Raw genomic sequence first — 12,773 nt, forward strand, 5'->3', positions numbered from 1 at the left:
ACGAATGCTGCAACTCTATCACAGCAAGAGGGATGGAAAAGAAACAAAGGGAATCCGAGTTTGCAAGAGGTATATAAAACGATGCATGTACCGAAGAAAGGAAACTTCTTTCGGAAGTTACTCGCATTCATGGGACCTGGCTATCTCGTTGCGGTAGGATATATGGATCCAGGAAACTGGGCAACATCACTTGCCGGGGGATCTGCTTTCAATTACACTCTTCTATCGGTTATTCTTTTGTCTAATATGATGGCAATCGTACTGCAGGCACTATCGGTGAAGCTAGGGATTGCAACCGGACGTGATTTAGCACAAGCGTGTCGGGATCACTTTAGCAAACCAGTAGCATTTGTATTATGGATACTTTGTGAGCTTGCTATTGCAGCTTGTGATTTAGCGGAAGTAATTGGAGCTGCCATTGCATTGCAACTGCTGTTTGGTGTCCCGCTTTTATGGGGTGTTTGTATAACTTCATTCGACATCCTCCTTGTTTTATTATTGCAAAGTAAAGGGTTTCGTTACATTGAAATCATCGTCATCGGCTTAATATCTACCATTGCAGTATGTTTTGGTGTTGAGCTATTTATGGCACAGCCGCAATTAAATGAAGTAGCAAAAGGATTTATCCCAAGCACGGAAATTATTCAAAATCCAACGATGTTATTTCTTGCACTTGGTATTTTGGGAGCAACCGTTATGCCCCATAATTTATACTTACACTCGTCTATTGTGCAAACCCGTAAATACGAAGAATCAGTAAAGGGAAAACGAGAGGCTATTAAGTATTCTGTCATCGATTCTACGATTGCTCTTATGTTAGCGTTATTTGTAAATGCGTCGATACTAATCTTGGCAGCAGCTGCTTTTTATACGAACGGTCATACAGATGTTGCAGATATTAAAGACGCTTATACGTTGTTGAATCCCCTACTCGGAACCGGCATTGCGAGCACTTTGTTCGCTGTTGCCCTTCTTGCTTCCGGTCAAAATTCAACCTTAACAGGAACACTAGCGGGGCAAATTGTAATGGAGGGATTTTTAAATATTAAAATTAGACCATGGCTGCGGAGATTATTTACTCGTCTCATTGCTATCATTCCAGCCGTTATTGTAACGATTTTGTACGGGGAAAAAGGAACGACCGATTTATTAATATTAAGTCAAGTTATTTTATCCCTTCAGCTCTCGTTTGCGGTTATCCCATTAGTGATGTTTACAAGTGATAAAAAGAAAATGGGCATATTTGTAAATTCGCGAGTAACGAAAGTAATCAGTTGGTTTATTGCAATTATAATTGCTGCATTGAATTCGTATTTGCTTGTAAATATGTTTTTTATGTAAAAAATCTGCATCATACAGAAAACGTCCTAGCATTGGAAGAGGCTAGGACGTTTTCGATTAATCAATGTTTGTCCCGCATTAACGAGCAGTAAGACCCGCACTGATGGAAATTTCACTTTATAATGTTTTTGAACCCTTCACTCCGTTAATGGTATAGCTCGCTGTAATTTCTGCATTTAAGGAATGCGCAACAGAGCAATAGGTATCCTTTGAAAGCTGGATGGCACGAACGACTTTTTCTTCTGGAAGATCACCTTCTAATGCATACACAATATGAATAGCTGTAAATCGCTTCGGATGATCCTGTGCACGCGTTCCTTCCACTTCCATATGAAAGGCCGTTGGATTTAAACGCATTTTATGAAGAATGCTAATGATGTCAATACCAGTGCAGCCAGCTACAGCATTTAATAAGAGTTCTGTAGGACGAGCTCCGGTATTTTGTCCACCTACTTCTTCTGCAGCATCCATTTTAATTTCATGTCCGGAAGGTGTAACGCTTGAAAATCCCATTTGACCAGTCCATGTTACATTTGTTTTCATATGTATCTATCCCTTCTTCATGTTTCTAATTCTGCTTTAACTCAGATACTTATCATCATTATACTAGTGTGTGCGATGAGTGGGAAATGAAACACATTAAGGGGAGTAACTATGGTGAAATATTCCGTCCATGTTATGTTTTCCGAACAGTAAGTAGTTTCGTGAGCTGCTTTGGCGTAGAACGACAGAAATATTTAAAATCTTTAATCATATGAGCCTGATCGTAATAGCCATTTCTAAATATAATCTCATCAATGGAAAATGATTTTTGTAACATCGCTAATGACTTTTGAAAACGCACTATTTTACTATATTGCTTTGGAGAGAATCCAATATGCTCTTCAAATTGTTTCCGAAGGTAGCGATCTGAATATCCAATAGATTCACTTATTTCTTGAAGACTAAATTGTCCATTTGAATGATAAATTTTTTGTAAGGTATAACCGACGATTTCATCATATACATGGTCTACATTTATAATTGCACCGAGAGATACAAGAAGTATCTGTTTCCTAGCTTCAAAGCTTGTAGCCATTGAAATTTGTTCTTGTAGAGGCTTTCCAACTTTATATAGGATGTCCGTTAACAAAAAATCATGATCCGTGATTTCCTTAATTCGAATAGCCTTTGTTATAATGGTACATCCTGCTGGAAATCGAACTCCAAAGTAATGAACACCACGCTTTACAAAAATATGCTTTGATTGATTCACGCTACCATATATTTGTGCTAAAGGTCTAACAGAATCACAGCAAAAAATTATATCAATGCATCCATCTGGAATTGCTGTAAAGTATTCTTCTCCACTTTCGTTTAATTTAAATTGATAAAATAATACATTTATATTGTGAGAAGGAATTTTCTCCTTTTTTTCAATATAATGTTCTGCAAATAATTCTAAGTTTGGTTGTAAAGGCAGAAAGACATTTTGCTTATTGAACGCTTCATGGATCATCGTACCTTCCTCCATCCTTTTTTGAAAATTTTTCACTTGTATCGTACGCTTATTTAATCCTTCATTTGTAATTATTGTCAGAAAATATAACAAACTTTCGTCCGAATATTCCGATTTTTACAATTTTTATTTTGCAGAACAATTTAGAATAAGTATCAATAAATGGTTTCCATCATTATTACAGTGCAAATATGACAAAGGAGTGAAATACATGGAGAAATCAATTGAAAAAAAAGTAGAAATCAAACATCCATTAGAGCCATTAACACCAGAAGAGATTAAACGAGCAGCTTTTATTGTAAAACGTGAGAAGAATATTGGGGATTCAGTTAGCTTTGTGAGTATTTCATTGAATGAGCCTTCTAAACAATGTGTTCTAGATTTTGAGGAAGACAGTCCAATTATAAGAGAAGCATTTGTTATTCTACTCGATCATAAAGAGGAAAAAACCTATGAGGTAGTCGTATCGTTAACAGATGAAGTTGTTAAAAGCTTAGAATATATTCCTGGTGTACAGCCTTCTATTATGCTAGACGAATTTTTAGAGTGCGAAAACGTTATTAAACGTAATCCGCAAATGCAGGAAGCTTTCTTAAAAAGAGGCATTACGGATATAGATCTTGTTATGGCCGATCCGTGGTCAGCTGGGAACTTTGGTTTAGAGGAAGAAAAGGGGAAGAGAATTGCTAGAGCTATTTGCTGGTACAAAACATCACTAGATGATAATGGCTATGCAAGACCGATTTCGGGACTATATGCTTATGTAGATTTGAATAAAATGGAAGTCATGAAAATTGTTGATACAGATGTTATCCCATTTCCTCCTCTAGATGGAAATTATATTCCTAATACAATTGGAACAATGAGAACAAGTAGTAAGCCACTCGACATCATTCAGTCAGATGGACCTAGTTTTACATGTATCGGTCATAGTATTAGCTGGGAAAAGTGGAAGATTCGCTTTGGCTTTACTGCACGGGAAGGGCTCGTACTGCATACTGTGACGTATCATGATAAAGAAGAGGATCGTCCAATTCTATACCGTGCTTCTCTTTCTGAAATGGTTGTACCGTACGGAGATCCGACAGGACCGGTAAATCGAAATAATGCGTTTGATGCAGGTGAGTATGGTATTGGAATGCTTGCTAATTCTCTAGAACTTGGATGTGATTGTTTAGGTGAAATCAAATACTTTGATGCGTATTTGTCTGACAGCAAAGGAAATCCCGTTGTTATTCCAAATGCGATTTGCCTTCACGAAGAAGATTTTGGAATACTGTGGAAACATACAGACTGGCGCACAGGTCATGTTGAAGTTCGCCGTTCCCGCCGTTTAGTATTATCAAGTATCTCAACAGTTGGTAACTATGATTATGGATTCTTTTGGTACTTTTACCAAGATGGATCGATTGAATATGAAGTGAAATTAACAGGTATTCTTCATACACAGGCGCTACCACCTAATGAAAAATCACAATTTGGAAACTTGTTAGCTCCGCAATTATATGGACCAAATCATCAACATTTCTTTAATGTTCGGTTGGATATGGCAATAGATGGAATAAATAACTCTGTATATGAAGTTAATACAGAAAGCGTAGAAGCTGGACCTAATAATCCATATAAAAATGCTTTTATTGCAAAGGCGACACAGCTTAAAACAGAAGAAGAAGCAAAACGTAATATGAACATCGAATCGGCTCGTTCATGGAAAATTGTAAATCCAGAAAAGAAGAATCTAGTAGGCGAACCCGTTGGTTATAAGATATTTCCGGGTGAAAACTGCTTACCGTATGCTCATGAGGATTCATCGCTAATTAAACGAGCAGGATTTACGAAGCATCATTTATGGGTAACTCCATTTGATGAAAAGGAAAAATATGCAACAGGAAATTATCCGAATCAGCATGAAGGAGGAGACGGGTTACCAAGTTATACGAAGGGAAATCGTTCCATCGATAATGATGACATCGTAGTTTGGTATACAATGGGACATCATCATGTGACCCGTCCAGAAGATTGGCCAGTCATGCCGACTGCATATATTGGATTTGCATTAAAGCCAGTTGGCTTCTTTGATAGAAATCCAGCGCTTGACGTACCACCTTCTAAGCCAAAGCATGGCAGCCACTGTAAGCATTAATTTTCTATAAAGGAAAGGGTGCTCCCCTTTCCTTTATAAAATAAAAAGTGGAAAGGGGAACTCCATATGATGAGTTCAATGGTTCTTAGCAACATGATAATCACTACTTGTTTAACACTAGCTTTTCTATTTGCGGTATCCCAAGTAAGAAAATCTAATATTTCTTCTCCTATGAATCTTCATCTACTTATCATGTCTGCAACCCTTCTCATAAGCTTTACGTATGGTGTTCTATTCGGCATTCTATACGCTCATAATATCGTAATATCTACTATTATATGTGCCCTTATCGGAATGGTAGTTGGCGGTGTATTTGGACGATTTTTGCATGTATTCCTCATATTAGCTAGCAGTGCTGAAGGATTAATGAGCGGTATGATGGGGGCAATGACAGGTGTTATGGTAGCGATGATGGAAGGGTCCATTCTTATTGCTTGGTTTTTAAATATTGTTTTGGCACTGTTCCTTTCTATAGTAGTTGGATATACAGCGATAGTGAGAAATAAAAACAAATCTGCTATTCGTAATCATAGCTTTAATTAGATTTTATATAAAAGGAGAGATTACGTATGTCCATAGAGAAAGTAGAATTAGTAGGAGAGACAGTTGGCGCATTAGCAAAAGATACAGATCTTTCACAATACGGATATAAACAGGAGCTTGACCGTACGATGAATGTTTGGCAACTTACTGCTTTTGGTTTAAATTATATGGTCCCGATAGCACCAGCAGTGATTTTCGGGTTATTACTTCAGACCTCTGGTGGAACCGTAGCGTTGCCGTATTTAATAGCAGGCATCGCGATGCTGTTAACTGCAGGGAGTTATTCTGTCATGGTACGAAACTTTCCATTAGCAGGTTCAGTGTATAGCTACGTAGGAAGAGGCTGGAATGCTCACTTAGGATTTATTGCCGGTTGGGTACTAACACTTGACTATGTATTAATACCAACCGTAACCGCTTCAAGTGCTGCCTATTTTGCACAGCAATACTTTCCTCAAATGCCGTATTGGTCTTTGCTAGGGATATTTTCAGTAGGAATTGGTCTTCTCAATCTATTTGGTGTTGAACTTATTTCTAAAATGGGACTATGGTTACTGGCCTTAGGAGAATTTGTAGTATGGCTCGCAATATTAGTATGGGGTAATGCAGTTTCAGCGCATCATATGGGGACGGGAACCTTGCTTAGCACTGTACCGTTCCATTTTAATAGTATGTCTGGTTTAATTGCTGCTACGTCGCTCGCCATTCTTAGTTTTCTTGGATTTGATGCGATTACAACTTTGGCAGAAGAAACAAATCATCCGAAAAGGGACATTCCAAAAGCAATCTATTGGTGTGTCGGCATCGGAACATTAACGATGTTTGTATGTGGTTATGTAGCTATGCTCGTAATACCAGATTGGCAAAATTATATTTCGGACGAGTCCTGGATGAATACCGCTTTATTTCAAGTTTCGAAAATGACTGGCGGAGAAGGATTTGGTATTTTCTTTACTGCAGGATATTTAACTGAATTGGCGGTGTTTAATTTAGTTGCTACTGCTGCGGGAGCTCGCTTGTTATATGGAATGGGCCGTGATACCCTTTTACCTAAATCAATTTTTGCCAAAATTAATAAGCGATGGAAAACACCACATTGGAATATTATGATCATTGTTGCTATTGAGTTTATATTAGGTAATAGCTCGGACATGATTACGTTATCCAATCTAGTCAACTATGGTGCATTGTTTGCATTTGCTACTTTGAATCTTTCTGTTATTTGGTTGTACTATGTAAAGAAAAAGGGAGAATCACCATTAGATTTAGGTAGTATACCAAATTGGAAGCCGACTGGTTGGAAACATATTCGATATATAGCCTTTCCGCTAATGGGATTTTCTATTATTGTTTATGTATGGATGAGTATGGATCATTTAGCGCAAATAATCGGAACAGCTTGGTTAGTATTGGGAATCCTGTATTTAATGATTAAAACCAAAGGATTTCGTAAGTTGCCACCACATTTGGATTTATAAGTAGGCTGGACAAAAGAACTAGAAAAATGATGTTCATAGAATAGGGTTACTATTTTAATGACAAACATGAGCCGGTGATTCTTTCATCGGTTCCTTTTTGTATGAAATTTACTATTTTTATACCGTACATCCTGGCAAAGGAAAGAAGCATTTCTAATTCAAGATTGTATATACTGTACAGATAACTTCATTCTTTAAGAAGAGGAGGTATATATATGAGTATTACATCGCTGCGTGGCAAACAAATCGATGTAGAGATTTCGGGTAAAGTTATGTTTCAAGGAATACTAATTGAACAAAGTAAAGAAATCGTTGTTTTGTTTGATGGAAAAAATTTTATGTATTTTCCACTTTGGCATATTCATCGTATCAATGAGAGCGCAGTTCCTAATGGAGAGATTACAAATCCTAGCGTAGGATCGTTGGTAAAGAATGATCAATCTATATCGTTTCAGACTATTCTAGAAAATGCCAAGGGACGTTTTACAGAAATTTATGTAACGGGTGACATATCCCTTCATGGCTATATTGTGAGTGTTCAAGAGGATTATCTTTACTTCTATTCTCATGTTTTTAACATGATGCTGCTTTCCACACACCATTTAAAATGGCTCATTCCTTACCATTTAAAAACGATCCCTTACACGCTTAGTGATGAGAAAATACCTACCGTTCCATCCACCATCCCCTTACATGCATTATTTGAAGAACAAATAAAGAAGTATGAAAACGAACTAGTTGTGTTTGATATGGGAGGAAAATCAACAAAAATCGGACTATTAAAGAAAGTGAATGCAGGAATTATTGAATTAGTTGTAGCAAATGGGGACACGGTTTATATCACAGTAGCGCATATTCAATCCGTTCACATTCCTAGATGATTGTTTAAACCATGAATGGGGGATATTTCATCCCCCGTTGGCATTTTTTGTGGGTGATTTATATGTGGCCAGTAAACACCCAGGTTATCCAATAATAAAGCGTTATTAACGTGAATAATAGGGTTGGGGGGATTACAAGACATGTAACCTTTATATAGGTTCCCCATCCAATTTTAATATGTGCCCTTCGTAAAATATGCAACCAAATTAAGCTTGCAAGGGTTCCAACGGGAAGAAGGAGAGATCCCATATCACTACCGATAATCATTGCTAAATACACCGTTTTCACTGTGATTGGGTCTAATCCCATTTCAGTTAGTGCCATAGTTCCAATCATTAATGCTGGATGATTATTAAATAGGTTAGAGAGAACGGAAAGTAGGATTCCCATAATGAGACTGGCATTCCATAAATTCGTCGTAATATAAGGATGGATACTACTAATGAGATAGCTTGTTAAACCGATGTTATGAAGACCGAATACGAGTACATACATTGAATACGCAAATAGCAGAATATGCCATGGCGTTTTGATTAATATGTCAAATGGCGCTAAACGTAATTTGTACCATCTCCATCCTAGTAATATAGCAGACCCAACTATAGCGACGATTTCGATTGGCATGCCAAAGTAGGAAGCAATGAATAAGCTAATTCGTACTCCTAATACGAAAAGTAGTATATTACGCATAAATTTTGTACGTAACCTTGCTTGTTCGGCAGCTAATTTTGGTTGTAAAGGATGAAACGATTGCGTAGCAAAATTCTCATCTAACTCAAGGGAAATGGCAGGTAGTCTTCGAGGAATATCTTTTTGAAGAACAAGAAACAACATACAAGACATGAAGAGTAATCCGATTGTACCAGGTACGAACATCATAGCTGTATGCATATAGAGATCCATATGGATAATCTTTAATGCTATTAGATTAACAATATTACTAACACCTATTGGGGCGCTAGATGCGGTAGCAATTAAAGCGCCGCTTAGTAAATACGGGACTTTTTGATGTGGCTTTAATTGTAAGCGATTTAATAGGAGTAAAAGTATCGGGGTTGTGATAAGAATACTACCATCGTTATTAAAGAAAAGAGTCATTAAAAAGCATAGTAAATTTGTGTACCAAAATAATCGTATTCCCGAGTCCTTTGCTTTTATTACTAATTGAGCAGCTGCCCAATGGAAAAATCCAAAACTTTCCAATACAATTGCCATAACCATCGTAGCGATAATGGTTACAGCAGCCCCCATAACCTTATTGCTAATCTCGTTTAAATCCAGTAAGGAAACACTTCCGAAACTTAAAACGATAATAGCGCCGATCATTGCTGGAACAGCTTCATTTATTCCCCTTGGGCGCCAAAAAATGATTACCATTGTTAATAAAAAAACAGAAATGGTACTAATAATTTGAATGTTGATAAATAAAGCGCCTCCCTCCAAACCTTGGCATACCTTATGTTTATCTGTCTCTAATATTATATATATGCGTTATCCTATTGCTTGGACTAAACGGAACTCTTATTTCTATGTAGAAATAACTGATAGTAGGGATTATTATGGAGTATAGAATTAGAAAAAGTATGACTAGTTAAAATGCTTACATACAGATAGGGAGACTTGTAATGAATTATAAAGGGATTGTTCTCATTTCTACCACATTGATCATCATTAGTTTACTAACCGGTTGTGGGATAGGCAACCAAGGCATGACGAATCAATCGAAAGAACAACACAAAATTGCAGGTACCGAAGTAACAGCAAATCAACTGAGACTGAAATGGTTGAATGTATCTTATGCAAGTGTATCTCATGCAGAAAATCTGGATATTTATTTGCCTAATAATATAGGAGATGGACCATTTCCTGTTATTCTAAACATTCATGGCGGTGCCTTTCGATATGGGAAAAAAGAGGAAGAATTAAGTAATCTACATGCAGCTTTAAATAGGGGCTATGCGGTTGTTACTATGAACTATAGATTAAGCGAGGAATCCCGTTTTCCAGCACAAATTCAGGATGTAAAGGCTGCAATTCGATTTCTGAGAGCGAATGCAAGCACCTACCACTTAAATCCTACTAAAATTGCAACATGGGGTTCTTCAGCAGGTGGTTATTTAGCAGCATTAGCCGGAACATCAGGTGGTAATCAAGAATTTGAAGGTGCCGACCTTGGCAATGCGAACCAATCTAGTAGCGTACAGGCAGTCGTGGACTGGTTTGGCCCTATTAATTTTTTAACGATGGACGATCAGTTTAAGCAAAGTGGACTAAAGGGAATTGAGCATAATCAACCAAATTCAGCGGAGGCACAATTACTAGGGGATACGATTACAAACATTCCTGATCTGGTAAAAAAAGCAAACCCAGAAACGTATATATCGAAGGATGACCCGCCTTTTTTTATTCAGCATGGTTCTCATGATACGGTTGTTCCGGTGCAACAATCAACGGAATTTGCAGCAAATTTGGAGAAGACAATTGGAAAAGATAAGGTGATGTTAGAAGTATTTGACGGTGCAAAACATATGGATCCAAAATTTAGAACGACGGCCAACATAGAAAAGGCACTTGATTTCCTTGATAAAACGTTAAAATAAGTAATTGTTGAAACATTTAAATCTAGGTTACCATTCATATCAAAAAAAGCTAGCATTTATGCACCACAAGGCTTTCGCTCTCATACAATACAAATGACTAAATGGATACCCAATCCCAATTTGGCTCTGGCGTAGGCAAGGAGGGTTATACCAGTTGATAAAGGATAAAGACTTTGGATCAAAACCGCTACTTACAAAACGAGAGCGTGAAGTGTTTGAACTTCTCGTGCAAGACAAAACAACGAAAGACATCGCAGGTGAGCTGTTTATCAGTGAAAAAACCGTGCGCAACCACATTAGTAATGCAATGCAAAAGCTTGGAGTAAAGGGGCGCTCGCAAGCGGTTGTAGAGCTTCTTCGTATGGGAGAGCTTGAATTATAGGTAGGGGGAACCGGCTGTTGTAAGGAGGCCGGTTTTTTCGTGGGAAAGCTGTGTTTGTTTTTGTAAAAACATCTTGCAAATTAGGATGAAAAGGAGCAAAATACTTCAGTGGGATTGTTTCCCTAACCTATTGTAACAACAAATCGGAGGAACGTTGGCCGCTAGCATGTTATGCTAATGAGAAGAATATTGTGCCTACTTATAGTACAGACAGAAAATGGGGCGATCTTTTGAATAGAGCAATTGGTGTTTTGGATTCCGGCGTGGGTGGATTGACCGTAGCGAAAGAATTGATTCGGCAATTACCTAAAGAACGAATTATTTATTTAGGTGATACAGCACGCTGTCCATATGGACCACGACCACGCGAGGAAGTACGACAATTTACTTGGGAAATGACCAACTATTTGTTGGCACAAGATATAAAAATGCTAGTGATTGCTTGCAATACAGCAACTTCTGTTGTGCTAGAGGAAATGCAGGCTGAATTGCCAATACCAGTCGTTGGCGTTATTTATCCTGGTGCACGTACTGCGCTAAAAGTAACGAATAATTATCATGTAGGCGTAATTGGGACGATTGGAACGATTCAAAGTAAAGCCTATGAATTTGCGTTAAAATCGATTACGAATCGTGTAATAGTGGAAAGCTTAGCTTGCCCACCGTTTGTAACACTTGTAGAAAACGGTGAGTTTAATGGGGAACATGCTCGTAGTGTTGTACAATCTGCACTGGAACCACTTAAACAAACAAATATTGATACGTTAATTCTTGGATGTACGCATTATCCGATATTAGGACCTGTTATACAAGATGTCATGGGAAAACAGGTACAACTTATAAGTTCTGGTGATGAAACAGCACGAGAAGTAAGTACGATTTTATATCATAGTAATTTGCGAAATACAGTGGAAGAACAAAATGATCACTTGTTCTTAACAACGGGACCAATTGAAACATTTAAAAAAATTGCCTCCAGCTGGTTTGGACAGCCAATTGAAAATGTAAAACATATTACTTTGCAGCAAGAAGCCTATTCCAAAGCTGAGTAACGGAATGTATACATGTATGACGAGTATCAGGTATATCCTTGGTGCTCGTTTTTTCATCCTCTTACCTACGTTTTCTCAAATAGGTAGTTCTAAATGTGTTTGTAGCTCGTATACATACTAGTACAAACCATCTTAGGAGGGGAAACCTATGCCAAAAACCGCTATATCTTGGATTAGTACGCTACTAATAGGTACTGTGCTATTAGTAGGCTGTGGAACGGTTACTAAGGAGAAAGCTTCGCAGCCAGTTGATCCACCTGCAAATGTTACGAAAACAGATCAAGATAAGAAAAATACGAATGGACCGGCTAAAGAAGAAAAAAAGGCAGATGCAGCGCAGCACGAGTTATATCTTGTTGATAAAAATGGGTATGTCGTACCACAGGCTATAGCTTTACCGAATGCTAAAGATAATGCTGTAATGAAGCAGGCACTGGAATATTTAGTGAAAGATGGACCGGTAACAAGCCTTCTACCGAATGGGTTTCAAGCGGTTCTTCCTGCGAATACACAGATAAAAGGAGTAGATGTTCGCAGCGATGGAACGGCAGTGGCGGACTTTTCAGCTGATATTAAAAAATATAAAAAAGAAGAAGAACGCCAAATTGTCGAATCCATTACGTGGACGTTAACGCAGTTCAAAGATGTAAAACGTGTGAAGATTCAAATTGAGGGTCAAGATCAAGCGATGATGCCAGTCAATAAAACGCCAATTGGTGAAGGAGTAAGCCGAGCGGACGGTATAAATTTTGACGATGAGCAATTGGTAGACGTAATGAATACAAAGCCAGTGACGCTCTATTTTGTTGCGCAAAGTAATAAGCAAACGTATTATGTACCAGTTACGAGACGTA

General features: G+C 37.8%; 12 protein-coding genes. 9 read left to right on the top strand and 3 right to left on the bottom strand.

Features of this window, described 5'->3' with window-relative positions; genetic code table 11:
* A partial coding sequence (locus tag AC11ZT_RS08545; RefSeq protein WP_484059196.1) for an Nramp family divalent metal transporter occupies nt 1-1,341 on the top strand: 1,341 nt, incomplete at its 5' end.
* Nucleotides 1,342-1,458: 117 nt separating this feature from the next.
* Here AC11ZT_RS08545 and AC11ZT_RS08550 read toward each other — a convergent pair.
* A complete protein-coding gene (locus AC11ZT_RS08550) occupies nt 1,459-1,884 on the bottom strand; it encodes an OsmC family protein (protein WP_484059197.1) in 426 nt (141 codons plus the stop codon).
* Nucleotides 1,885-2,017: 133 nt separating this feature from the next.
* Nucleotides 2,018-2,839: a helix-turn-helix domain-containing protein gene (locus AC11ZT_RS08555; RefSeq protein ID WP_484059198.1), complete on the bottom strand. Its 822-nt coding sequence runs from the start codon at nt 2,837-2,839 to the stop codon at nt 2,018-2,020.
* 211 nt (nt 2,840-3,050) lie between these two features.
* Here AC11ZT_RS08555 and AC11ZT_RS08560 point away from each other — a divergent pair, with 211 nt between their 5' ends.
* The 4 genes from AC11ZT_RS08560 to AC11ZT_RS08575 all read left to right on the top strand — a co-directional run bounded on the left by AC11ZT_RS08560 (nt 3,051) and on the right by AC11ZT_RS08575 (nt 7,884).
* Nucleotides 3,051-4,982 carry a primary-amine oxidase gene (locus AC11ZT_RS08560; protein WP_484059199.1) on the top strand — a complete coding sequence of 644 codons (1,932 nt, stop codon included), beginning with the start codon at nt 3,051-3,053 and terminating at the stop codon, nt 4,980-4,982.
* Nucleotides 4,983-5,048: 66 nt separating this feature from the next.
* Nucleotides 5,049-5,525 (top strand): hypothetical protein, encoded by a 477-nt coding sequence (locus tag AC11ZT_RS08565; RefSeq protein ID WP_484059200.1) that lies wholly within the window; start codon nt 5,049-5,051, stop codon nt 5,523-5,525.
* Nucleotides 5,526-5,551: 26 nt separating this feature from the next.
* On the top strand, nt 5,552-7,003 hold the full coding sequence (locus AC11ZT_RS08570) for an APC family permease (RefSeq protein WP_484059201.1): 1,452 nt from the start codon (nt 5,552-5,554) through the stop codon (nt 7,001-7,003).
* A 215-nt stretch (nt 7,004-7,218) separates the two neighbouring features.
* Nucleotides 7,219-7,884 (top strand): DUF2642 domain-containing protein, encoded by a 666-nt coding sequence (locus AC11ZT_RS08575; RefSeq protein WP_484059202.1) that lies wholly within the window; start codon nt 7,219-7,221, stop codon nt 7,882-7,884.
* Between the two features lie 58 nt (nt 7,885-7,942).
* On the opposite strand, the gene AC11ZT_RS08580 is transcribed toward AC11ZT_RS08575, so the two are convergent.
* Nucleotides 7,943-9,307: an arsenic transporter gene (locus AC11ZT_RS08580; RefSeq protein ID WP_484059206.1), complete on the bottom strand. Its 1,365-nt coding sequence runs from the start codon at nt 9,305-9,307 to the stop codon at nt 7,943-7,945.
* 203 nt (nt 9,308-9,510) lie between these two features.
* On the opposite strand from AC11ZT_RS08580, the gene AC11ZT_RS08585 reads away from it, so the two are divergent.
* The 4 genes from AC11ZT_RS08585 to AC11ZT_RS08600 form a co-directional block, all read left to right on the top strand.
* Complete coding sequence (locus AC11ZT_RS08585) at nt 9,511-10,485, top strand: prolyl oligopeptidase family serine peptidase (protein WP_484059203.1); 975 nt, start codon at nt 9,511-9,513, stop codon at nt 10,483-10,485.
* A gap of 157 nt (nt 10,486-10,642) precedes the next feature.
* A complete protein-coding gene (locus AC11ZT_RS08590) occupies nt 10,643-10,867 on the top strand; it encodes a helix-turn-helix domain-containing protein (protein ID WP_379970196.1) in 225 nt (74 codons plus the stop codon).
* Nucleotides 10,868-11,097: 230 nt separating this feature from the next.
* On the top strand, nt 11,098-11,919 hold the full coding sequence (racE, locus tag AC11ZT_RS08595; protein WP_484059204.1) for a glutamate racemase: 822 nt from the start codon (nt 11,098-11,100) through the stop codon (nt 11,917-11,919).
* A gap of 148 nt (nt 11,920-12,067) precedes the next feature.
* The coding region (locus tag AC11ZT_RS08600; protein WP_484059205.1) for a GerMN domain-containing protein at nt 12,068-12,773 on the top strand (706 nt) is incomplete at its 3' end.

Source organism: Ectobacillus sp. (assembly GCF_056992975.1).